The sequence below is a fragment of the Bradyrhizobium sp. CAR08 genome (assembly GCF_052871955.1).
Genome location: NZ_JBIXJX010000004.1, coordinates 240,108 through 261,606, shown reverse-complemented (window position 1 = coordinate 261,606; position 21,499 = coordinate 240,108). Strand labels below are relative to the sequence as shown.

Here is a 21,499-nt window from a genome sequence, read left to right as displayed (position 1 = left end):
AGAGACGCTTACACGCGCTTGTGTTCAGTCCTTCGCAGTCCCGAACAACGCGGCAAACTGCTTCTCGCCGGTGCGCGTAAAATTCACCACGCGGCTGCCGGGCGTGGCGTCGCGGGCAGCCCATTTCAGCTCGGCGAAACGCTGCATCATGGCGGCGCCCAGCGTGCCCGCGAGATGGTGACGCCGCTCGCTCCAGTCGAGGCAGGCCTTGCAGACCGGCCGGCGGGGATGGGCGAGCATGTCGGGCGAGATCTGCAAATGCTTCGCCAGGAAGCGCTCGCCCTCGGCCGTCAGCTCGATCTCCTGCTTCTTCTGCCTGACCAGGTTTTGCGCGCGGAGGGTGTCGAGCATCTGCACGCCGAGATCGCCGGCGAGATGGTCGTAGCAGATCCGGGCACGCCGCAGCGCCGGATCCTTCGGCCCGGTGCGCACGCGCATATGGCCGGTCCGCGCGGCGAGGCCCGCAAGCCCCTCCAGCACCCCGGCGACATCGTCGTCAGTGAGGCGGTAGTAGCGGTGGCGGCCCTGCTTCTCCGGCTCGATCAGGCCACCGGCCTCGAGCTTGGAAAGATGCGAGCTCGCGGTCTGCGGCGTGATGCCGGCCTCCTGCGCCAGCTCGCTCGCGGTGAGCGCGCGGCCGTTCATCAGCGCCGTGAGCATGTTGGCGCGTGCGGGATCGCCGACGAGCGAGGCGATCATGGCGATGTCGGGACCTGATTTCATGCTTCGATGGTAGCCGAAGCATTGCGGTCGGGCAAGCGCGTAGCGTGGGGTTGTTCGTCATTGCGAGGCGCGAAGCGACGACGCAATCCAGGCTGCCTCCGCAGAGGGATTCCTGGATTGCTTCGCTGCGCTCGCAATGGCGGTGTGGAACCAGAGGAGCCCATCATGTCCGTCACCGTCTTCATCCGCTACCAGCTCGATCCCTTCAAGCGCGCGCAGTTCGAGGAGTATTCGAAGCGCTGGCTCACCATCATCCCGAAATGCGGCGGCGATCTGATCGGCTATTTCATGCCGCACGAGGGCACCAACAACATCGCGTTTGCGCTGATTACCTTCGAGAGTCTGGCTGCGTATGAGGCCTATCGCGCCCGGCTGCGTCAGGATACGGAAGGCATGGCCAACTTCCACTTCGCCGAGGAGCACAAATTCATCCTCGCGGAAGAGCGCACGTTTCTGCGCCAAGTGGTTTTGTAAGTGCTATCGTAGGCCATCAACGACAGGAGAGACGCCCATGATCGCCGTGATCTTCGAGGTCTGGCCGAAGCCGGAACACCGCCAGGATTATTTCGACCTCGCGGCCGACCTCAAGCCGATCCTGCAAACCATCGACGGCTTCATCTCGGTCGAGCGTTTCGAAAGCCTGACCGAGAAGGGCAAGATCTTATCGGTGTCGTTCTGGCGGGACGAGGCGGCCGTGCAAGCCTGGCGCAACACGATGGAGCATCGCCGCACCCAGGCCAAGGGCCGCGCGAAAATCTTCGCCGATTATCACTTGCGTATCGCCAGCGTCATCCGTGACTACAGCATGAATGATCGCGAGCAGGCGCCGAAGGACAGCCGCGCGGTGCACGACGCGCACTAGCGCTCGTGGCGGCACGTCCCCATCTCTGCGCGGCCAACAAGGGAGAGAAACATGCACGTGACAACTGCTGACAAGCGCGCGGCCTTCAGGAAGCTGCACGAGAGCGGCTGCTTCATCCTGCCCAATCCGGTCGACGTCGGCAGCGCGAAAGCGTTGCAGCATCTCGGTTTCAAGGCACTCGCGTCGTCGAGTGCGGGCTTTGCCTGGACCATCGGCAAAGCCGACAACCACGTCACCGTCGAGGACGTCTGTCAGCATCTGGCGGCATTGAGCACGTCCGTCGATATCCCGGTGAACGCGGATTTCGAGGGCGGCTTTGCGGTCGAGCCGGACAAGGTCGCGGAGAATGTCGAGCGCTGTGTGCGCACCGGCGTTGCCGGCCTGTCGATCGAGGATTCCACCGGCGACAAGGACAAGCCGATCTACGAGCGCGCGCTCGCAGTCGAGCGCATCAAGGCATCGCGCAAGGCGATCGGCGATAGCGGCGTGCTGCTGGTCGGCCGCTGCGAGGCCTATCTGTGGGGCGTGACCGACCTCAAGTTGGTCATCGACCGGCTGACGGCCTACGCAGATGCTGGCGCCGATTGCCTTTACGCGCCGGGCCTGAAGAGCCGCGAGGACATCGCCGCGGTGGTGAAGGCTGTTGCACCCAAACCGTTCAACCTGTTGATCGGCGGCTCCGGGCTGTCATTGCAGGAAGCTGCCGATCTTGGCGTGCGCCGGATCAGCGTCGGCGGTTCACTCGCTCGCGCCGCCTGGGGCGGCTTCATGCGGGCCGCGAAGGAAATGGCGGAGAAGGGGACCTTCGCGGAGCTGGCGAGCGGCTATCCCGGCGGCGAGCTCAACAAGATGTTCAGCTAAGACAAACGAAAGCGGCGGGATCTGAATCCCGCCGCTGTTGCATATTGTTGCAATTCGTTACTTCGCGCCGTCAGCGGGTGCCGGCGTATCCGGGGCCGCCTTGCTCGGCGCGGCGCCCGTGGTCACGCCCGGCCCGGTATTGGTGCGCGGCGTCACGTCGCGCATGCCGGGAGGTGCGGCCGGATTGGTGGCCGGTGCCTGCTGCGCTGTCTGCGTCGCCGGCGTGGTGCTGGCCTGGTTGCTGGTGCCGGTGTTGTTCAGGCCGTAGAATACGGCACCCAGCACCAAGGCGATTGCCACTGCGAACAGGGCTACTTTGCCGCTGGAGGCGGGGCCTTCGCCAAGCTCCGGGTCGACCTGAAGCTGGGCATCCCGTCGCGCCGCATTGCGATACTCATCATCGGCGAGATTCGGGCGGTACGGATCGTTGATAAAACGGTCGTCAGCCATCGATTGGTTCTCCTCGATTATTGCGGCGGGACAACCCGTGGATGCGAGATTCTGTTCCGCCCTCCTTAATGCTTTCGTCGCATGTTGCGCCCGCGGCGGGAATCGGGAACCTGTTCGCTGGGGAACCTGACGCGTAAGCTCCGCTGACGGAAGGGAACAAAGCGATGTGGAGCTTGCCGCCGAGCGATTATAGCGTGCTGCATCTGTTGTCGCTGGTTGCGGTCGCGGCGCAAGGCATGACCGCCGCGCTCGCTGCCGGCCGCCGCAGCATGGATTGGCTCGGCGTCTGCTTCCTCGGCTGCATCACGGCGCTCGGCGGCGGCACCTTGCGCGATCTCTTCCTGGGGCATTATCCGTTGGCCTGGGTGCAGAACCCCATCTACCTCGCACTGGCCGGAGGCGCCGCCTTCCTCACCATCCTGATGGCGCGCCTGGTGCACCGGCTGAAACTGGCCTTCATCGTGCTCGATGCCATCGGCCTCGTCGTCTTCACCATGACCGGCTGCGACATCGCCTGGCAGATGGATGCCACGCTGCCGATCGTCATCGTCTCCGGCATGGTGACCGGTTGCGCCGGCGGCGTGTTGCGCGACGTGCTCTGCAACGACGTGCCGCTGCTGTTCCGCTCCGAGCTCTACGCCAGCGTCTCGGTGGTGACGGGATTGTTCTATGCCACCGCGTTCGGTCTTAAGCTGAACGCCGAGCTCTGGACCATTTTGACATTCGTCCTCGGCATCAGCTTCCGCCTGCTGGCGGTGCGCTACAAATGGGAGATGCCGAAATTCGTCTTCACGGAAGAGGAGGAGCGGGAGCCTTGAGCTACGGCTCCTGCTTCCGCGCCCTCGCCACCTGCGCCGGCGTCACCAGCGGCGCGGCGTTGCCCCAGGAATTGCGGATGTAGTTCGTCACCGCCGCGATCTCTGCGTCGGACAGCTGGTTGGAATAGGCCGGCATCTCCCCGGTGTTGGGCGCGCGCGGGGTCGTCACGGTGTGGGCGCCGTCGAGGATGATGCGCAAGGTCGAGGACGGATTGACCGATTGCAGCAGCGCGTTGGCGGGCAGCGGCGGATAGATGCGCGGTGCGCCGGATCCGTCGGCCTCGTGGCAGGCGATGCAGAACTTGGCGTAGATGGCCTGGCCGGCCTTCATCTCGGCATCGTCAGGCGGCGTCACGATCGTCTCACGCCGTGCCGGCGGCAGGTTCTTCAGGTAAACCGCGATCGCGCGCACGTCGGCATCGCTCATCTTCGAAGTCGAATTGACGACCACCTCCGCCATCAGCCCGCTGGCATGGCTCCTGGCGTTGCGCCCGCTCTGAAGATATTCCGTGATGTCTTCGACACTCCACGATTTCAGCCCGGTGCGGGCGGCGCCATCGAGCCGTGGCGCGTACCAGCCGCCCACCTCGTTGCCCGCGAGGGCCTGCGCCTGCTTGTCCGCGCCAAAATAGTTCTTCGGCGTATGGCAGGCGCCGCAATGACCGAGCCCGGTGACGAGATAGCCGCCCCGATTCCACGCCGCGCTCTGGCTCTGGTCCGGTTCGAACAGGCCGGGTTTGAAATAGACCATGTTCCAGATCCGCATCAGGCCGCGATAGCCAAACGGCCAGCGTAGTTCCGGCGGCTTGTTGCGGCTGGTGACGGCCGCGAGCGTTCCGAGATAGGCCCGGATCGCCAGCGTGTCGTCCTTCGTCATCCGCGTGAAATAGGGGTAGGGGAACGCCGGGTAATAGTTGGAGCCGTCTGGGGCGACACCGGTGCGCACGGCGCGAGTGAAATCGGTGTCGGTCCAGGCGCCGATGCCGGTGTCGCGGTCCGGCGTCAGGTTCGGGGCATAGATCGCGCCGAATGGTGTGTCGATGCGCTTTCCGCCCGCGAACGGTTTGGCGGGATCGGCGGTGTGGCAGCCGGCACAGTCGCCGGCCTCCACCAGCGACTTGCCGTAGGCGATCAGCTCCGGTGACGGCTCGGCGGCGCCGGCCGCGCTCGCAACCGCACTGCACAACGCCAGGCCCACGAGAGCCAGGCCAGTGAGAATCGTCCGCATCGAAAGCCTCTCCTGCGACCCATCGACGCCGTCCCGGATGACGGGGCGTCAATTCGTTGCGCGACGGCGGGGGTATGGTGACACAAAATGAAAATCGGGGATGCCAATGCAGCCACGAAATTGCGATTTTTACCCGGCGCTCCCTTTGGTCCAGAATTGTGATGCGGAGCGTGAAATATCCGACATAGAGTGGCGGAAATGGTCGGCGCGCCCTAGCTAAAAACAACGGGCAGGCAACGGCTTAAGCAGCCAAGCGCTCAAAAGGGCGGAAGAGGACATAATGGGCATCAACCAGGGTCCGATCAGTCTCGATCAGAAATACACCCAGGACACCGGACATATTTTCACGACGGGCATTCAGGCCCTGGTCCGGCTGCCGATGGCCCAGATCCGGCGCGACCGTGCCGCGGGATTGAACACCGCCGGCTTCATCTCCGGCTATCGCGGCTCGCCGCTCGGCGGCTATGACCAGCAGCTCTTCGCCGCGCGCAAGCATCTCGAGCAGTACAACATCAAGTTCCAGCCCGGCGTGAACGAGGATCTGGCCGCGACCGCGGTCTGGGGCTCGCAGCAGCTCAACCTCTCGCCCGGCGCCAAGTATGACGGCGTGGTCGGCATCTGGTACGGCAAGGGCCCCGGCGTCGATCGCTGCGGCGACGTCTTCCGCCACGGCAATGCCGCGGGCTCCGCCAAGAACGGCGGCGTCTTGTGTCTCGCCGGCGACGACCACGGCGCAAAATCCTCGACGGTCCCGCATCAATCCGACCACGCCTTCATGTCGGCGCTGATGCCCTATCTCTACCCGTCGAGCGTACACGAGATGATCGAGATGGGTCTTCTGGGTATCGCGATGTCGCGCTACTCGGGCTGCTGGGTCGGCATGAAGGTGATCACGGAGACGGTGGAGACCACCGCCGAGATCGACCTCACCGACGAGATGACGCCGTTCGTGATCCCGACCGATTTCGAGATGCCCGAAGGCGGCCTCAATCTGCGCTGGCCCGACGACCGCTTCGCCCAGGACCGCCGCCTGCAGGACTACAAGGGCTTTGCCGCGATCGCCTTTGCACGCGCCAACAAGGTCAATCGCGTCACCATGGACTCGCCCAACGCCCGCTACGGCATCATGGCGTCCGGCAAGAGCTACGAGGATATCCGTCAGGCGCTGCGCGAGCTCGGGATCACGCCCGAGGTCGCCGCCAAGATCGGACTTCGATTGTACAAGATCGGCATGCCGTGGCCTCTGGAGCCGGAAGGCGTCAGGCAATTCGCTGTAGGACTCGAGGAAATCTTCATCATCGAAGAGCGCCGCGAGATCGTCGAGAACCAAGTGAAGCAGGAGCTGTTCAACTGGCGCGACGATGTCCGTCCCCGCATTATCGGCAAGATGGACGATCACGACAAGCGCTTCCTTCCCTTTGCCGAAGAACTCAGCGTCGCCTCGCTGGCGAGCTCGCTGACCGAGCGGCTGCTTCGACTTGATCTCAATCCCGAAATTGCAACGATGCTGCGCGCCAAGGCCGATTGGTTCAACGGCCGCCAGGCGTCGCAAATGCAGGCGACCGCGCCTGTCGCCCGCACCCCGTATTTCTGCTCCGGCTGCCCGCACAACACCTCGACCAAGGTGCCCGAAGGCAGTCGCGCCTTTGCCGGCATCGGGTGCCACTTCATGGCACTGTGGATGGATCGCTCCACCGAGACCTTCACCCACATGGGCGGCGAGGGTGTGCCGTGGGTCGGCGTTGCCCCCTTCACAAAGGAAGAGCACGTCTTCGCCAATCTCGGCGACGGCACGTATTTCCACTCCGGCAGCCTCGCGATCCGCCAGGCGATCGCCTCCGGCGCCAACATCACCTATAAGATCCTCTACAACGACGCGACCGCGATGACCGGCGGCCAGCATGTCGACGGGGAATTGTCGCCGCAGCAGATCACCTTCCAGCTACACAGCGAAGGCATCCGCGAGATCTATCTGGTCTCAGAAAATCCCGACGCCTATCCGGCGAACGAGATCGCGCCCGGCGTCAAGACCGCGCATCGTGACGAACTCGACGCGGTCCAGAAGACCCTGCGGAAGGTCAAGGGCGCGTCCGCGATCGTGTTCGTGCAGACTTGCGCCGCCGAGAAGCGGCGCCGCCGCAAGCGCGGCACGATGGAGGATCCGGCGCGCCGTGTGCTGATCAATCCTGCAGTGTGTGAAGGCTGCGGCGATTGCTCGGTGCAATCGAACTGCATTTCGGTCGAGCCGCTCGAGACCGAGTTCGGCCGCAAGCGCGCCATCAACCAGTCGACCTGCAACAAGGATTATTCCTGCGTCAAAGGCTTTTGCCCGTCCTTCGTCACCGTCGATGGCGGCAAGATGCGCAAGCGCGCGCCGGCGGGCGTCGGCGATATCGGCGATCTGCCTGAGCCGGCATCGCGCCCCAACCTGGACAAGCCCTACAACATCGCTGTCGGCGGCGTCGGCGGGACCGGCGTGCTGACGATCGGCGCGCTGCTCGGCATGGCCGCCCATATCGAGGGCAAGGCCTCGATGATCCTCGATATGTCGGGCCTGGCGCAAAAGGGTGGGGCGGTGCTGAGCCACGTCCGCCTGTCCGATCATCCGGCCGAGGTGACCTGCTCGCGCATCGTCACGGGCACGGCGGATGTCGTGCTCGCCGCCGATGAGGTGGTCGCGGTTGCCAAGGACACCATCTCACTCTGCGACAGCAGCCGCACCCGCGGCATCATCAACAGCCACGTCATTCCCACCGCCGACTTCGTCCTCAACCGCGATTTCAACTTCCAGACCCGCAAGCTGAACGGGTTGCTGGAAACCGCGCTGCACAAGGACTCGGTATTTTTCGACTTCACCAAGCCGGCCGAACAGCTGCTCGGCGACAGCATCGCCACCAACATGATGATGATGGGCTACGCCTATCAGAAGGGCCTCTTGCCGTTGTCAGCGGAGTCGATCGAGCAGGCGATCGAGGTCAACGGCGTCTCGATCAAGATGAACAAGGAAGCCTTCCGCCTCGGCCGCCTCGCGGTCGCCGATCCCGCACGGCTTGCCGGCATGCTGAAGGGAACGGATGAGGTCGTTGCGCCCAAGTCACTGGACGCAATGACGCTCGACGAGGTCATCGAGCATCGCACCAGGCATCTCACGGCGTACCAGAACGGCCGCCTCGCGAAACGCTACCGCAAGCTGGTCGATCAGGTCAGCGACGTCGCCAGGCAGGGCGGCTATGACGAGGCGCTGACCCGCGCCGTTGCGGTCAACTACGCCAAGCTGCTGGCCTACAAGGACGAATACGAGGTCGCGCGCCTCTACACCGATGGCGCCTTCGAAAAGCAGCTCCGCGACCAGTTCGAAGGCGACTTCAAGTTCAACTTCAACCTGGCCCCGCCCATTCTGAGCAGGGGCGTCGATGCGCTCGGCCGCCCGAAGAAGCGCGCCTTCGGCCCGTGGATGCTTCCGGTGTTCCGCGTGCTGGCAAAATTCAAGTTCCTGCGCGGCACGCCGCTCGACATCTTCGGTCGCAGTGCCGACCGCAAGCTCGAGCGCGATCTGATCGCCGGCTACGAGAAGGACGTCGCCACCGTGCTCGGCCTGCTGTCGCCGCTGACGATCGATACCGCGGTGGAGCTGCTCTCGCTGCCCGACCGCATCCGCGGCTACGGCCCGGTGAAGGAGAAGGCCGTAGCAGACGCCAAGGCCCGCTACGCCCAGCTCGCCGCCGACCTCGCGAACCCGCCGCCGGCGCCGAGGCAGATCGCGGCGGAGTAGAATTTTCGTGGGGTGGACTCGCTAATCCGCCCTGCAAATTCCTGTTTGAAATCAACCACCGTTCTACTGTGCATGGGGTTGTTTCCGCGAAAAAACATTTTTCGATAAAACGAAATCACTTGTGCCGTCGGGCAAAACAGCTTTAGGGTTCTGCCCGTCGTTCCCATCATTGCGAGCGCAGCGAAGCAATTCCAGAGTGCGTCCGCGGAAAGATTCCTGGATTGCTTCGCTGCGCTCGCAACGACGACTGCGGCAGCAGGGCCTTCCACCGCACCTCGGATGATGCGGCGGCCATTTGCGCCAGCCCGCTGCCCTCTCGCCCGACGGAATATTTCCGCGCTTGCCAACAGGGCGGCAGCGGTTCAGAAAAAACCGGAAGTGAGAAACGCCAGCGGAGACCTTATTTGACCATCAAGGGCAAGGCCTACATTGCCGGGATCTACGAACACCCGACCCGGCACGCGCCGGACAAATCCACCGCGCAACTCCATGCCGAGGTCGCCAAGGGCGCGATCGAGGATGCCGGGCTCAGCAAGGACGATGTCGACGGCTATTTCTGCGCGGGCGACGCCCCGGGCGGCGCCTGGCCGATGGTTGATTATCTCGGGCTGAACACCAAAAAACTCCGCCATGTCGATTCCACCGAGACCGGCGGCTGTTCCTACATCATCCATCTCGGCCATGCCGCTGAAGCGATCGCCGCGGGCAAGTGCTCGATCGCGCTGATCACGCTGGCCGGCAAGCCGCGCACCGGGGCGATGCCGCCGCGCGCGGCGGGCGCCGAGGCCGATTTCGAGACGGCTTACGGCGCGACCACGCACAATGCCTATGGCATGTGTGCCATGCGCCACATGCACGACTATGGCACCACCAGCGAGCAGCTCGCCTGGATCAAGGTCGCGGCCTCGCACCATGCGCAATACAATCCGCATGCGATGCTCAAGGACGTCGTGACCGTCGAGGACGTCCTGAACTCGCCGATGATCTCTGATCCCTTGCATCGCATGGATTGCTGCGTGGTCTCCGACGGCGGCGGCGCGCTGATCGTGACCACGCCTGAAATCGCCAAGAGCCTGAAGAAGCCTTTGGTCAAGCTGATCGGACATGGCGAGGCGATGAAGGGCCCGCGCGGCGGCAAGGATCTCGACCTCACATACTCCGCCGGCATCTGGTCCGGCCCGCGTGCCTTCGAGGAAGCCGGCATCACGCCGAAGGACATCAAATACGCCTCGATCTACGACAGCTTCACCATCACCGTCCTGATGCAGCTCGAAGACCTCGGCTTCTGCAAGAAAGGTGAGGGCGGCAAGTTCGTCGCCGACGGCAATTTGATCTCGGGCGTCGGCAAGCTGCCGTTCAACACCGATGGCGGTGGCCTCTGCAGCAACCATCCCGTCAATCGCGGCGGCATGACCAAGATCCTCGAGGCCGTGCGGCAGCTGCGCGGCGAGGCGCATCCGAAGGTGCAGGTCAAGAATTGCGATCTCGCCATCGCCCACGGCACCGGCGGGCTTTTGGGTGTTCGCCACGCCGCCTCGACGGCCATTCTGGAGCGCGTGTGATGAGCGAAGCCAAGAAATATCCGGCCCCGGTGACGAACCCTGAGACAGCCGCGTTCTGGGATGCGGCCAAAGAGGGCAGGTTCATGATCAAGCGCTGCACCGCGTGCGGCGAGGCGCACTATTTCCCGCGTGCGATCTGCCCGTTCTGCTACTCCGACAAGACGGTGTGGGAGGAGTCTTCGGGCGAGGGTACGATCTACACCTACAGCTTGATGCGGAAGTCGCCGACCGGCCCTTACGCGATCGGCTACGTCACGCTGAAGGAAGGCCCATCGCTCCAGACCAATTTCGTCGATTGCGATTTGACGACGTTGAAGATCGGCCAGAAGGTGAAGGTGGTGTTCAAGCCGACCGACGGCGCGCCATTGCCGTTCTTTACGCCGGCGTAGTCGCTTTCTTCCCTTCTCCCCTTGCGGGAGAAGGTGGCGCGAAGCGCCGGATGAGGGGTCTCTCTCCACCGAGAGATTGTTCGATGCGGAGCGAACCCCTCACCCAAACGAGTTTGTTGCGAGCACCTTGGAGCCCTCTCCCGCAAGGGGAGAGGGCGCATCAATGGGCGCCGCCATTCGCTGAAAGTGCCGGGAGGAAACAACAAAAATGTCCGCCAGATACGACGAACTCAAAGGCCTCAAAAACCTCGGCCAGAAATATGCCTACACCGACCGCGAAGTGATGCTCTATGCCTACGGCATTGGGCTTGGCGCCGATCCGATGGACGAGAACGAGCTCGCCTTCGTCAACGAGGGCACGCTGACGCCGCGACCGCTCAAGGTGGTGCCGACTTTTGCATCCGTCGCCGCCTGGGGCGCGGGGCCTGGCGAGATGAACCTCAACCGCGTGATGGTGGTGGACGGCGAGCGCGACATCACCTTCCACCAGCCACTGCCGGTCGCCGCGCACATCACCGCCGATTCCTCCGTGGTCGAAGTCTACGACAAGGGCAAGGACAAGGGCGTGGTCATCAGCCATCAGACCGTGCTCAAGAACGAGAAGGGCGAGAAGCTGGCAACTCTGGTCGCCTCCCGCTTCGCCCGCGGCGACGGCGGCTTTGGCGGGCCGAACCTGACCCAGCCGGATCCGCACAAGAGCCCGTCCCGCGCACCCGACACGACCATCGACATCGTGACGCGTCCCGACCAGGCGCTGGTCTATCGTCTCTGCGGCGATCGCAACCCGCTGCACTCCGACCCTGAGTTCGCGAAGAAGGCCGGCTTCCCACGTCCGATCCTGCACGGCATGTGCACGTACGGCATCACCTGCCGCGGCGTGCTCCAGACCTATGCCGATTACGACGCTTCCGCCTTCCGCCAGCACGTCGCGCGGTTCTCCTCGCCGGTCTATCCCGGCGAGACCGTGACCATGGACCTCTGGAAGGACGGCAGCGTGATCTCGTTCGAAGCCAAGGTGAAGTCGCGCGGCGTCACCGTGATCAAGAACGGCAAGACGGTGCTGGGGTGATGATGCCGCTCGACGCGCTCTGAGTTATTTCGCCATGCCCGGGCTTGTCCCGGGCATCCACGTTCTTCGCGCGGTTGGCGATCAAGTTCGTGGATGGCCGGGACAAGCCCGGCCATGACGGAGCAAAAGAACAAAACAGGGAGAGCCACCATGGGACTACTCGACGGCAAGGTTGCGCTGATCACCGGCGCGGGCGGGGGGCTCGGTGAGGCCTACGCAAAGCTGTTCGCGCGGGAAGGGGCCTCCGTCGTCGTCAACGACCTCGGTGGGCCCCGTGACGGCTCCGGCGCCGACACATCGATGGCGCAGCTCGTGGTGGATGCGATCAAGGCCGAAGGCGGCAAGGCGGTCGCCAACGGCGCCGACGTCTCCACCATGGAAGGCGGCCAGTCGGTGTTCGACGACGCCATCAAGCATTTCGGCCGCGCCGACATCCTCGTCAACAATGCCGGCATTCTGCGCGACCAGACCTTCGCCAAGGCGTCTGAGTCCGACTGGGACAAGGTCATCAAGGTGCATCTGAAGGGCACCTTTTGTTGCACCATGCCGGTATTTCGCTGGATGCGGGAAAACGGCGGCGGCGTCATCGTCAACACCTCGTCGACCTCGGGCCTGATCGGCAATTTCGGCCAGAGCAATTACGGCGCGGCCAAGGGCGGCATCTGGGGCCTGTCCAACGTGCTGGCAATCGAGGGCCGCAAATACAACATCCGGATCTGGACGCTTGCGCCGGGCGCGCTGACCCGCATGACCGCAGACCTGCCCCGCTATAAGGAGAACCCCGGCGCGGCGCTGGGTCCGGACGGCATCGCGCCGGCCGTGCTATATATGGTCAGCGACTTGTCCGGTGACCAGACCGGCAAGGTGCTGGGCGTGTCCGGGCCCCGCGGCGTGCGCGAGATGCGGATGATGGAAATGGACGGCTGGAAGCCGCCGCACACGGGCTGGAAGGCCCAGGACATCGCCGATCATGCCAAGGAGATATTCTTCTCCGAAGAGCAGATCAAGATGGGGGCGCGGCGGTTTTAGCCATCGACAGAGAGAAACAAGGACAACGATGAAACTTACCGCCGACGCCAAGGGCACCTTCGCAATCGCGCCGACGCCGTTCCACGATGACGGCCGGATCGACGAGCGCTCGATCGACCGCCTGACCGATTCCTACGAGGAGGTCGGCTGCGACGGCGTCACTGTGCTGGGCATCCTCGGTGAGGCCCCGAAGCTCGATGCCGCCGAGGCCGAACAGGTGGCGGTACGCTTCGTCAAGCGCGCCAAGAAGATGCAGGTGATCGTCGGCGTCTCCGCGCCGGGCTTTGCCACCATGCGCTCGCTGGCGAAGGCCTCGATGGAAGCGGGCGCGGCCGGCGTCATGATCGCGCCGCCGCCGTCGTTGCGGACCGACGACCAGATCGTCGGCTATTACAAGCAGGCGGCCGAGGCCATCGGCCCCGACGTGCCCTGGGTGCTCCAGGACTATCCGCTGACCTTGTCGGTGGTGTTCACCCCGGCCGTGATCCGCAAGATCGTCACCGACAATCCGAACTGCGTGATGCTCAAGCACGAGGACTGGCCGGGGCTGGAAAAGATCTCGACGCTGCGCAATTTCCAGAAGGACGGCTCGCTGCGGCCGCTTTCGATCCTCTGCGGCAATGGCGGGCTCTTTCTGGACTTCGAGATGGAGCGCGGCGCCGACGGCGCCATGACCGGCTATGCCTTCCCCGAACTCCTGATCGACGTCGTGCGGCTTTCGAAGGAAGGCAAGCGCGACGCCGCCCATGATCTGTTCGACGCGCATCTGCCGCTGATCCGCTACGAGCAGCAGCCCGGCGCGGGCCTTGCCGTGCGCAAATACGTGCTGCAGAAGCGCGGCATCATTGCCTCCAGCGCCCAGCGCAAGCCCGGCGCCACCATCACCCCGATGGCGAAGGCGGAGGTCGATTACCTGCTGTCGCGCGTCGCCCGCGTCGACAAGCGCGCCAATCTCGGCCCGCAATCCAGCGCCGCAGGTTAGTCGAATGGCCGAGGCATCAGCATCACGCCCTGCGTCGACGATCCTCCTGCTGCGCGACGGCGTGACGGTCGACGGCAAGAGCCGCGACGAAATCGAAGTCTTCATGATGGTTCGCCATCATCAGATCGAGTTCAATTCGGGCGCGCTGGTGTTTCCTGGTGGCAGCGTCGATGCCGGCGATCAGGAGATCGTCAAGCGCTCCGACCTGTATTCGGGCGGCGAGGGGCTGAGTGAAGCGGACCGCGGCTTTCGGATCGCCGCGATCCGCGAGACCTTTGAGGAAAGCGGCATCCTGCTGGCGCGCTCGAAGGACTCGGGCACGCCTGTTGATGCCAAGCGCGCCGGCGAAATCGCCGATGCGCATCGCGTCGCGCTCAACGAGCACAAGATCAGCTTCCTGAGCATTCTGGCCGACAACGGCCTCCAGCTCGCGCTCGATACGCTGGTGCCTTACGCACACTGGATCACGCCCGAGGGGATGCCAAAACGTTTCGACACCTGGTTCTTCCTTGCGGCAGCACCGCCCGACCAGCTCGGCGCGCATGATGGCCGGGAGTCGACCGACTCGATCTGGGTCTCGCCGCGCGAGGCGGTGGAGGGCGGCGAGAGCGGCCGCTTCAAGCTGCCGTTCCCGACAACGCGCAATTTGATCCGGCTCGCCAAGCAGGGCAGCGTGAGCGCAGCGCTCGAGCACGCCCGCGGCATGTCCGTCGTGACGGTGATGCCTGTCATGACCAAGACCGAAACCGGCCGTCAGCTCCGCATTCCCCGCGAGGCCGGCTATGACGGTGAGGTGTTCGAGGTCGGGGCCATCGGCTAGGACACTTCGATACAAAGCGAAGTATCGGCGAGGGCAGACGCGCTAGGTTCCGTCCCTGACAACGGGATCGAGCGCGCGACATGGACAACCGACAGGGCAATCGGCAGGACAACAACATCGCCGTCGAGCTGGCGCTGCTGCTGGCGCTCGCAACGCTCTGGGGCGGCTCCTACACCTTCATCAAGCTCGGCGTCGCCACCATTCCTCCGATCACGCTGATCGCGGCGCGCACCACGATTGCGGGCCTGCTGCTGCTCGCGATCATGTGGGCGCGGGGCATCAGGCTGCCGACGGATGCCGCGACCTGGCAACGCTTCGCCTTCCAGGCCGTGCTCAATAGCGTGATCCCCTGGACATTGATCGCCTGGGGCGAGCGCCACGTCGATGCCGCGCTTGCGACCATCCTCAACTCGGCCGGCCCGATCTTCACCTTCCTGCTCACGGCGGTCGTGACGCGTCACGAGGCGACGACACCGCGAAAGCTGGTCGGGGTGGTCGCTGGTATGGCCGGCATCCTGCTGATCGTCGGCGTCGATGCCTTCCATAATGTTGGAAGCGGCCTCGTCGCGGAGGCCGCGATCGTTGCCGCCACCATCTGCTACGCCTGCGCCGCGATCTTCGGTCGCGGCTTCAAGGGCCTCGATCCCATGGCGCCCGCGGCCGGCTCGTTGCTGGCGGGGGCGGCGGCGCTGCTCCCGGCCTCGCTCATCGTCGAGCAGCCCTGGACGCTGTCGCCCTCGCTGAGTTCCGTGCTGGCGCTGCTCGCGCTGGCGACCTTCTCGACGGCCGCGGCCTTCGTGATCTATTTCCGCCTGATCCAGACCCTGGGCTCGGTCGGCACCACCGCGCAGGCCTATCTCCGCGTGCCGATCGGGGTTGCCATCAGCGTCGCCTTCCTCGGCGAGAGCCTGAGCCGGACCGCCTGGATCGGCCTTGCCTGCGTCGTCCTCGGCGTCGCCGCCATGACCATCCCGGCCCGGCGGCCGGCCGGCGTCAAAACGTCATAAAACCGGGGCCAAGGAGGCCGGTAGGGCTTCAACATTAAGGATATTCGGCGGCCAGACGCATGTTCCCCCGGGACTGCAATACGTCGTATATTGGAGCTCCAATGGCCCGGTCCACACATCACCAATGTCCGCCGAATTGACGCCGACCCCTGAGAAAAAGCGAACTTTCTCGCTCTCCATCGGCCAGCTCACGTTCGGCAGCTTCCTTCTGGTGCTGGCGGTGATCATCGTCACTTCGACCGCGAGCGTGATTGCGATCCGGCACATCGACACGACCTTCGCCGAGCTGCAGCGGCTGCAGAGCGTCGGCGACCTCGCCGAGGACATCGACCGCCGCATGAACGAGCTGCGGCTCGCCGCGCGCGACTTCGTCACCGACCCTGGCGCCGGCATCCAGTTCAAGCAGGTGGGCGAGGCGGCATCGACGCTCAGTGACATCCTGAAGAAGACCCGCATCGAGCTCGTGCCCGAGCAGCAGGATATGATCGACGGCGTCAGCGAGCGGCTTGCGACCTATCGCAGCGGCCTGGAGCGGATCTCGACCTTGATCGACCGCCGCGCCCAGCTGCTTGCCGGGCTGCCGCCGCTCCGCGACCAGTTCGACGCAGCTGTCTCCGGCACTGCGGACCGAGAGCTGGCGTCCCGCCTGTCGGAAGCGCAGAGCCGGATCGCGCTTGGGTTGCTTGCGCGCAACCCGTCCGCGGCCGAGCAGGCGGCGCAGAGCATGCGGGCGATGGGCGTCACTGATCCCAAGCTCAGATCGGCGGTCAACGAGTACGCCGAGGCGATCATCGCGGTCGCGGTCCGTGAACGGCAGATCGCCGACATCGACCGCGAGGTGCTGGGAACCGAGGGTCGGCTGATCGGCCGCGTCACCGAATTGCTGCGCGAGGTCAGCGCTCGGCGCGGTCACGTGCTGTCGCGCGACTTTGCCCGCACGCTGACGGAGGCGCGCTGGCAGAGCATCGTGCTCGGTACCGTCGGTGTGCTGATCGGCATTCTCGCGGCCGGCTTCGTGGTGCGGCGGACGGTCCGTCCGCTCGCCCAGATCGCGCGGTCGATCCGCGCGCTCGCAGCCGGCGAGAAGAACACCTCGATCCCGTCCGCCGACCTCGACAACGAGATCGGCGACATCGCGCGGGCGGCCGAAGTGTTCCGCCGTGCGCTGGAGGAAGCCGACACGGCACGCGAGGCGGCGGTGCGCGCACTGACCGAGCAACGCCTTGCCGAAGAGAGCTACCGGAAACTGTTCGAGGGCTCGGTCGACGGCATCTATGTCACGACGCCGGCCGGCGACCTCCTCAACGCCAATCCGGCGCTGGCGCGGATGATGGGCTATGACAGCCCCAAAGACCTCATCGACAGCATCAACGACATCGCCCACACCATCTACGTCAATCCCGAGGCTCGCGTCGAATATCAGCGGCTGATGGCACGCGACGGCATGGTGCGCGAGTTCGAATACCAGGTGCGCCAGCGCGGCGGCGACATCCTGTGGCTGTCCGACAGTGCCACCGGCGTCCGCGACGAGGCGGGCAACATCGTCCGCTATGAGGGCACGCTGCGCGACATTACCGACCAGAAGCGCGCGGAAGACGCCATTGCCGAAGGACGGCGCCTGCTCCAGCAGGTCATCGACACCGTGCCAGCGGTCATCAACGTCAAGGACCGCGACCTGCGCTACGTGCTGATGAACCGTTACATGGCCGGCATCTTCGGAATCGAGCCCGGCGATGCGCTCGGCCGCACCACGGCCGACCTGATGTCGCGCTACGGCGCGGCCAAGTCCGACGAGAGCGACAAGCGCGTGCTGACGCTGCGAAAGGGCCTCGGCTTCTACGAAGAGGAGTACATTGATTCTTCCGGCCACATGCGGCAATGGCTCGTCAACAAGCTGCCGTTGCTCGATGCCGAAGGCGAGATCGAGCGGATCGTCACCGTGGCGCTCGACATCGGCGAGCGCAAGCGCGGCGAGCAGGAGATGCGGAAAGCCAAGGAATCCGCCGAGACCGCGCTGCGCAATCTGCGCGAGACCCAGGCCTCGCTGATCGAGGCGGAGAAGCTGGCGGCGCTCGGGCGCCTCGTCGCCGGCGTCGCGCACGAGGTCAACAATCCCGTCGGCATCAGCCTCACGGTCGCCTCCGCGCTGGAGCGCAAGACCGCGATGTTCACCGCCGAAGTCGAACGCGGCGAGCTGCGCCGCTCCACGCTCAACGACTTTCTCCATACCAGCCGCGACGCGTCCTCGCAGCTCGTCGCCAATCTCAATCGCGCCGCCGAGCTGATCCAGTCGTTCAAGCAGGTCGCCGCCGACCGCAACTATTCGGACCAGCGCAGCTTCGATCTCGGTGACCTCACCGAGCAGGTGGTGATGAGTCTGCGGCCCGGCCTTCGCAAGCACAATCTGACGCTCAACGTCGAGTGCCAGCCTGATCTGACCATGAACAGCTATCCCGGACCCTACGGCCAGGTGCTGACCAATCTGTTTCTCAACGCGGTGGCGCACGCCTTCCCGGACGGCCGGCCGGGGACCATCGACATCCAGGTGCGCGAGTCCGGCAAGGACAATGTCGAGATCATCTTCTCCGACAATGGCTGCGGCATGTCGCTCGACGTCCGCCGCCGTGCCTTCGATCCGTTCTTCACGACGCGGCGCGATCAGGGCGGCACCGGCCTCGGGCTGCACATCGTCTACAGCATCGTCACGAACAGGCTCGGCGGACGGCTCGATCTGGATTCCGAACCGGGCAGCGGCACACGTATCCAGATCATCCTGCCGCGCGTGGCGCCGCTCGAGCAGGCCGCCGAATAGCTAGCGGTTTTCGAGCGAAGTGGATGCCGTTCGCGTGATGAAAACGCGTCGAATCAACAATTGAGAGCTTTGGTTGATTCAATCAGAACCGAAGTCCTAGTCGACCTCCGCAAGCTTGTGCAGCGTCGCGCCGAAAATCTGGCTGGCCTTGCCGACCAGCGCGGTGCCCGTCATGTCCCCGCGCGTCTCCGTGAACGTGCCGCTGACGCCGATGCCGACCGCGGCAGGCCCGCCGAACAGCGGATTGTCGTCGCCCCGCGGCGAGGTGTGACGCTGGACCAGCACCTCACCCTTGAAGGTGTTGTCCTTCACCGTGTAGCTGCCGGTGTAATAGAGGTACGCATCGCCGCCAAGAATCTTGCCGTCGCGAAAAAGAATCACGCCGCTGCCCTTGCCGACCCGACCATCGAGCAGGTTCACGTGAATCGAATAGAGGCCGTTCTTCATAACGTCCCGAGGCCGGCCGCCATCGCCCAATGGCGTAACCGGTAGGGCATTTATGCCAAAGGGCATGCGGCCACGCAACGCGGCAGTTTGGCCGCCGACCTTGCGAGCTTGCCCGTGAGCCGTAATTGTCCCGGCTTGTCTATGACCCCGCCATGACGGTCTGATCATGAAGCGAGGCCAGTCGTTGCGAATCAAGTTGGCCCGCGAAATGCATAACCATTGTTGCACTGGCCGCGGGGTGCTGGAGCAAGACAAACGTGAGCAACTGGATCGATTCCGGCGGCGAGAAGCCGCGTCTGTACAGTGTGCGTCCCACGATTTGCGAAACACGACAACGGCGGATCGGCGGCGCAGCACGCTGGCGAACCGTGGCGAACCTAGCATGCGTCCTGGCCCTGATCGCACTCGCGGCCCCCTTCGGCCACGCGCGCGACCGCGGCCAGTTCGTCAACACCAATGCCGAATTGAAGGCCTGGTTCGACGGACTGCGAAGCGGCAAGGGGCCTTGTTGCTCCGATGCCGACGGCTCGGCGCTCTCGGACGCCGACTGGGACAGCAAGGACGGGCACTATCGGGTCCGCGTCCCGCGTTATGGCCACATGATCGACGGCCGACCGCAGGAGCTCGTCTGGGTCGACGTGCCCGAGGAGGCCGTGATCTCGGAGCCGAACCGGGTGGGGCGCACCATGGTCTGGCCGATCTATGGCTACATGGGCGTCGCCGTCCGCTGCTTCATGCCCGGCAGCATGACTTGAGGCACGCCGGGAGGCAACGTCGCCCGGTGAGCGGCGCGCGCCGTGTCAGGTATATTTCTTGTCGCGCTCGAGCAGCTCGATCGAGATGCCTTCGGGGCCGCGGATGAAGCAGATGCGCACGCCGGGGCGGATCGTGGTCGGTTCGCGCGTGAAAGTGACGCCCTTGGCCTTGAGCTCGGCGGCGACGGCGTCGATGTCCTTCACCGTGAGACCGAAATGGTCGAGGCCTTGATGCGGGTGCGGCGGCGGCGGGTTGACCGCATTGTCGCCCTCGAGGGGCGCAATGAAGATCCTTGCGCCGCCGAGATTCACGTCGATCCGTCCGGGCGCTTGCACGATCTCGCCACCGAGGATGTCCCGCAACCAGGCCGCCGTGGCCTCCGGATCGGGGCTGCGCAGATGGACGTGATCCCAAGTGACGACTGGCATTTCGTGTTCTCCCGACGGATCTTGATGTTGCAGCGCATGTTAGCGGGCTCGGCCCGTGACCGCCACCGCTCTTGCCGACTCGGCAGCTGCGCGGGAACCTTAGTTCGCCTTCCGGATTAAGTAAGGAGTGGCCGAATCCGTTGTCGAAACGTGCTTCCGCTGCGATCGGTGAGGCAACCATGAGCGCTGGGTTTGACCGCATCGGGTTAGGGCGTTTCGCCGGGACCGGCGAACGACTGGCGCGGGCGGTGACGATCGCGAGCGTTTCATTTGGGCGAGGCCTGCTGTGGCTGTTGGCGGCCATCATCGTCGGTTGCGGCATCTGGATGCTGCTCCCCGTCTCCAGAGGCAACAGTGCCGAACCGGTGAGGTCTGACGTGGCAGCCGTCGAGACGGCGCCTTCGCGCGATGCGGTCGCCGTGTCGCCGGCCTCCGAAGCTCAGATTCCGACAATGGCAGAACTCGGCCGGATCAGGATTTCATCTCAGACCTGGCGCCGCGGCGGCCTTGGATCGAAGGCGCTGGTGACGCTCACGCTGCGCAACGACAACGACTATGCCGTAAAGGATGTCGAGATCGTCTGCGCTTTTGCGCGGCGTGATGGCAGTCATCTCACCGACCGCACCCGCGTTCTGGCGGATCCGGTCAGCATGAAGAGCCGCAAGACTTTTGCGCGCATTCCTGTCGGCTTCGTCAACGTGAATGCCGATCAGGCGAAGTGTTCGCTTGTGGCAGCACGCCGGACCTAAGGCCGGCAGTGCCGGGTAGCGGAAAAGTTACTGTCCTGGGGGTTGGCCGAAAAACTTGGCGTCGCCATTTGAACCGAACGGCTGGGCCAGGAACTAATTAAATGATCGCCTGTTAAGGCGGAGAGCCCACGCGGGGATGCGGCGGGCGGAGCGTGGCCAATGCCCATCTTTCGGTATTTCTTCTTCGTCGGTGGAGCCTTGCTCGCACTGCTGTTCGCGGCGAACTACGTTCTGCCGACTTCGCCTGTGACGCAGGCTATCGCAACCGCAAGCAACGAACAGCCGTTGATTCGGATCCGGTCCGATCGCCACCTGCCGGAGCGTGTCGTACTCGACACCAGTCAGCCGACGCTTGCCGCCCCTGCGGCGAAGATCGCCGCCGTCGCGGCTCCCCAGCCGCCCGTGGAGAGCATGTCACCCGCTTTGGCCGAGATATCAGCCAAGGCGCGGGTCCGCGAGACGTTCGCCCAATTCACGCCGGCCGCGAAGGCCGATACCGCTGCGGTCAAGAAGACCGAGGCCAAGACGCAAATTCAGCCGCAAGTTCAGGCGCAGGCCCAGCCTCCTCAGACCCCGGCGCAGCAGCCCAAGCGCAAGGTCGCCAGAACGCATCCGGTGCCGCAGCAAGGGCGGCCGATGATGGTGATGGCGCAGCAGCCGCATTTCGGCTTCTTCAACAGCACCTGGTGAGGGCCGGTCTGACCCGTCCCGAATCGAGGCCGGAAGGGCTTTTTA

At 64.7% G+C, this 21,499-nt stretch carries 21 protein-coding genes; 16 read left to right on the top strand and 5 right to left on the bottom strand.

Annotation, left to right across the window (positions count from 1 at the left end; all coding sequences use genetic code 11):
* Nucleotides 1–24: 24 nt before the first annotated feature.
* Complete coding sequence (locus ACIPUD_RS11380; RefSeq protein ID WP_018456488.1) at nucleotides 25–723, bottom strand: winged helix-turn-helix domain-containing protein; 699 nt, start codon at nucleotides 721–723, stop codon at nucleotides 25–27.
* A 165-nt stretch (nucleotides 724–888) separates the two neighbouring features.
* On the opposite strand from ACIPUD_RS11380, the gene ACIPUD_RS11375 reads away from it, so the two are divergent.
* From ACIPUD_RS11375 to ACIPUD_RS11365, 3 genes are read left to right on the top strand one after another with little or no spacing between them, the layout of a single operon-like run.
* Entirely contained in the window at nucleotides 889–1,197 is a 309-nt protein-coding gene (locus tag ACIPUD_RS11375) for an NIPSNAP family protein (protein ID WP_007603076.1), read from the top strand.
* 37 nt (nucleotides 1,198–1,234) lie between these two features.
* Nucleotides 1,235–1,585 carry an antibiotic biosynthesis monooxygenase family protein gene (locus ACIPUD_RS11370; protein WP_018456489.1) on the top strand — a complete coding sequence of 117 codons (351 nt, stop codon included), beginning with the start codon at nucleotides 1,235–1,237 and terminating at the stop codon, nucleotides 1,583–1,585.
* A 51-nt stretch (nucleotides 1,586–1,636) separates the two neighbouring features.
* On the top strand, nucleotides 1,637–2,446 hold the full coding sequence (locus ACIPUD_RS11365) for an isocitrate lyase/PEP mutase family protein (protein ID WP_085384241.1): 810 nt from the start codon (nucleotides 1,637–1,639) through the stop codon (nucleotides 2,444–2,446).
* Nucleotides 2,447–2,503: 57 nt separating this feature from the next.
* On the opposite strand, the gene ACIPUD_RS11360 is transcribed toward ACIPUD_RS11365, so the two are convergent.
* The gene (locus ACIPUD_RS11360) at nucleotides 2,504–2,896 is read right to left on the bottom strand and encodes a hypothetical protein (protein WP_018456491.1); all 393 of its coding nucleotides are present in this window, start codon (nucleotides 2,894–2,896) and stop codon (nucleotides 2,504–2,506) included.
* Between the two features lie 164 nt (nucleotides 2,897–3,060).
* Here ACIPUD_RS11360 and ACIPUD_RS11355 point away from each other — a divergent pair, with 164 nt between their 5' ends.
* Nucleotides 3,061–3,714: a trimeric intracellular cation channel family protein gene (locus tag ACIPUD_RS11355; RefSeq protein WP_085351305.1), complete on the top strand. Its 654-nt coding sequence runs from the start codon at nucleotides 3,061–3,063 to the stop codon at nucleotides 3,712–3,714.
* A 1-nt stretch (nucleotide 3,715) separates the two neighbouring features.
* On the opposite strand, the gene ACIPUD_RS11350 is transcribed toward ACIPUD_RS11355, so the two are convergent.
* On the bottom strand, nucleotides 3,716–4,942 hold the full coding sequence (locus ACIPUD_RS11350) for a c-type cytochrome (RefSeq protein ID WP_018456493.1): 1,227 nt from the start codon (nucleotides 4,940–4,942) through the stop codon (nucleotides 3,716–3,718).
* 280 nt (nucleotides 4,943–5,222) lie between these two features.
* Between ACIPUD_RS11350 and ACIPUD_RS11345 the strand changes: the two genes are divergently transcribed.
* From ACIPUD_RS11345 to ACIPUD_RS11305, 9 genes are all read left to right on the top strand, one after another.
* Nucleotides 5,223–8,714, top strand: a complete 3,492-nt coding sequence (locus tag ACIPUD_RS11345; RefSeq protein ID WP_085360841.1) for an indolepyruvate ferredoxin oxidoreductase family protein — start codon at nucleotides 5,223–5,225, stop codon at nucleotides 8,712–8,714.
* 404 nt (nucleotides 8,715–9,118) lie between these two features.
* A complete protein-coding gene (locus ACIPUD_RS11340) occupies nucleotides 9,119–10,276 on the top strand; it encodes a thiolase domain-containing protein (protein WP_085360843.1) in 1,158 nt (385 codons plus the stop codon).
* The gene (locus ACIPUD_RS11335; protein WP_085360844.1) at nucleotides 10,276–10,665 is read left to right on the top strand and encodes a Zn-ribbon domain-containing OB-fold protein; all 390 of its coding nucleotides are present in this window, start codon (nucleotides 10,276–10,278) and stop codon (nucleotides 10,663–10,665) included. Before ACIPUD_RS11340 ends, ACIPUD_RS11335 begins: the two co-directional genes overlap by 1 nt.
* A gap of 208 nt (nucleotides 10,666–10,873) precedes the next feature.
* On the top strand, nucleotides 10,874–11,734 hold the full coding sequence (locus ACIPUD_RS11330; RefSeq protein WP_018456496.1) for a MaoC family dehydratase: 861 nt from the start codon (nucleotides 10,874–10,876) through the stop codon (nucleotides 11,732–11,734).
* A gap of 150 nt (nucleotides 11,735–11,884) precedes the next feature.
* Complete coding sequence (locus ACIPUD_RS11325; protein ID WP_446480680.1) at nucleotides 11,885–12,763, top strand: SDR family oxidoreductase; 879 nt, start codon at nucleotides 11,885–11,887, stop codon at nucleotides 12,761–12,763.
* 28 nt (nucleotides 12,764–12,791) lie between these two features.
* Nucleotides 12,792–13,745, top strand: coding sequence for a dihydrodipicolinate synthase family protein (locus ACIPUD_RS11320; protein ID WP_446480679.1), 954 nt, complete (start codon nucleotides 12,792–12,794; stop codon nucleotides 13,743–13,745).
* A gap of 4 nt (nucleotides 13,746–13,749) precedes the next feature.
* Nucleotides 13,750–14,565 carry an NUDIX hydrolase gene (locus ACIPUD_RS11315; RefSeq protein ID WP_204511498.1) on the top strand — a complete coding sequence of 272 codons (816 nt, stop codon included), beginning with the start codon at nucleotides 13,750–13,752 and terminating at the stop codon, nucleotides 14,563–14,565.
* Nucleotides 14,566–14,645: 80 nt separating this feature from the next.
* A complete protein-coding gene (locus ACIPUD_RS11310; RefSeq protein WP_446480678.1) occupies nucleotides 14,646–15,572 on the top strand; it encodes a DMT family transporter in 927 nt (308 codons plus the stop codon).
* Nucleotides 15,573–15,696: 124 nt separating this feature from the next.
* Nucleotides 15,697–18,384 (top strand): PAS domain S-box protein, encoded by a 2,688-nt coding sequence (locus ACIPUD_RS11305; RefSeq protein WP_085395593.1) that lies wholly within the window; start codon nucleotides 15,697–15,699, stop codon nucleotides 18,382–18,384.
* Between the two features lie 96 nt (nucleotides 18,385–18,480).
* Here ACIPUD_RS11305 and ACIPUD_RS11300 read toward each other — a convergent pair whose 3' ends face one another.
* Nucleotides 18,481–18,831, bottom strand: a complete 351-nt coding sequence (locus ACIPUD_RS11300; RefSeq protein WP_018455289.1) for a GrlR family regulatory protein — start codon at nucleotides 18,829–18,831, stop codon at nucleotides 18,481–18,483.
* 257 nt (nucleotides 18,832–19,088) lie between these two features.
* On the opposite strand from ACIPUD_RS11300, the gene ACIPUD_RS11295 reads away from it, so the two are divergent.
* Nucleotides 19,089–19,586, top strand: a complete 498-nt coding sequence (locus ACIPUD_RS11295; RefSeq protein WP_368507878.1) for a hypothetical protein — start codon at nucleotides 19,089–19,091, stop codon at nucleotides 19,584–19,586.
* 45 nt (nucleotides 19,587–19,631) lie between these two features.
* Here ACIPUD_RS11295 and ACIPUD_RS11290 read toward each other — a convergent pair whose 3' ends face one another.
* Complete coding sequence (locus ACIPUD_RS11290; protein ID WP_018455287.1) at nucleotides 19,632–20,015, bottom strand: VOC family protein; 384 nt, start codon at nucleotides 20,013–20,015, stop codon at nucleotides 19,632–19,634.
* 179 nt (nucleotides 20,016–20,194) lie between these two features.
* Between ACIPUD_RS11290 and ACIPUD_RS11285 the strand changes: the two genes are divergently transcribed.
* Entirely contained in the window at nucleotides 20,195–20,764 is a 570-nt protein-coding gene (locus ACIPUD_RS11285; protein ID WP_018455286.1) for a hypothetical protein, read from the top strand.
* Between the two features lie 159 nt (nucleotides 20,765–20,923).
* Nucleotides 20,924–21,454, top strand: coding sequence for a hypothetical protein (locus ACIPUD_RS11280; protein WP_085384250.1), 531 nt, complete (start codon nucleotides 20,924–20,926; stop codon nucleotides 21,452–21,454).
* Nucleotides 21,455–21,499 lie beyond the last annotated feature (45 nt).

Coding starts and splice junctions, on each gene's coding strand:
- ACIPUD_RS11380 (WP_018456488.1), bottom strand. CDS start 723: ATGAAATCAGGTCCCGACATCGCCATGATCGCCTCGCTCGTCGGCGAT.
- ACIPUD_RS11375 (WP_007603076.1), top strand. CDS start 889: ATGTCCGTCACCGTCTTCATCCGCTACCAGCTCGATCCCTTCAAGCGC.
- ACIPUD_RS11370 (WP_018456489.1), top strand. CDS start 1,235: ATGATCGCCGTGATCTTCGAGGTCTGGCCGAAGCCGGAACACCGCCAG.
- ACIPUD_RS11365 (WP_085384241.1), top strand. CDS start 1,637: ATGCACGTGACAACTGCTGACAAGCGCGCGGCCTTCAGGAAGCTGCAC.
- ACIPUD_RS11360 (WP_018456491.1), bottom strand. CDS start 2,896: ATGGCTGACGACCGTTTTATCAACGATCCGTACCGCCCGAATCTCGCC.
- ACIPUD_RS11355 (WP_085351305.1), top strand. CDS start 3,061: ATGTGGAGCTTGCCGCCGAGCGATTATAGCGTGCTGCATCTGTTGTCG.
- ACIPUD_RS11350 (WP_018456493.1), bottom strand. CDS start 4,942: ATGCGGACGATTCTCACTGGCCTGGCTCTCGTGGGCCTGGCGTTGTGC.
- ACIPUD_RS11345 (WP_085360841.1), top strand. CDS start 5,223: ATGGGCATCAACCAGGGTCCGATCAGTCTCGATCAGAAATACACCCAG.
- ACIPUD_RS11335 (WP_085360844.1), top strand. CDS start 10,276: ATGAGCGAAGCCAAGAAATATCCGGCCCCGGTGACGAACCCTGAGACA.
- ACIPUD_RS11330 (WP_018456496.1), top strand. CDS start 10,874: ATGTCCGCCAGATACGACGAACTCAAAGGCCTCAAAAACCTCGGCCAG.
- ACIPUD_RS11325 (WP_446480680.1), top strand. CDS start 11,885: ATGGGACTACTCGACGGCAAGGTTGCGCTGATCACCGGCGCGGGCGGG.
- ACIPUD_RS11320 (WP_446480679.1), top strand. CDS start 12,792: ATGAAACTTACCGCCGACGCCAAGGGCACCTTCGCAATCGCGCCGACG.
- ACIPUD_RS11315 (WP_204511498.1), top strand. CDS start 13,750: ATGGCCGAGGCATCAGCATCACGCCCTGCGTCGACGATCCTCCTGCTG.
- ACIPUD_RS11310 (WP_446480678.1), top strand. CDS start 14,646: ATGGACAACCGACAGGGCAATCGGCAGGACAACAACATCGCCGTCGAG.
- ACIPUD_RS11305 (WP_085395593.1), top strand. CDS start 15,697: ATGTCCGCCGAATTGACGCCGACCCCTGAGAAAAAGCGAACTTTCTCG.
- ACIPUD_RS11300 (WP_018455289.1), bottom strand. CDS start 18,831: ATGAAGAACGGCCTCTATTCGATTCACGTGAACCTGCTCGATGGTCGG.
- ACIPUD_RS11290 (WP_018455287.1), bottom strand. CDS start 20,015: ATGCCAGTCGTCACTTGGGATCACGTCCATCTGCGCAGCCCCGATCCG.
- ACIPUD_RS11285 (WP_018455286.1), top strand. CDS start 20,195: ATGAGCGCTGGGTTTGACCGCATCGGGTTAGGGCGTTTCGCCGGGACC.
- ACIPUD_RS11280 (WP_085384250.1), top strand. CDS start 20,924: ATGCCCATCTTTCGGTATTTCTTCTTCGTCGGTGGAGCCTTGCTCGCA.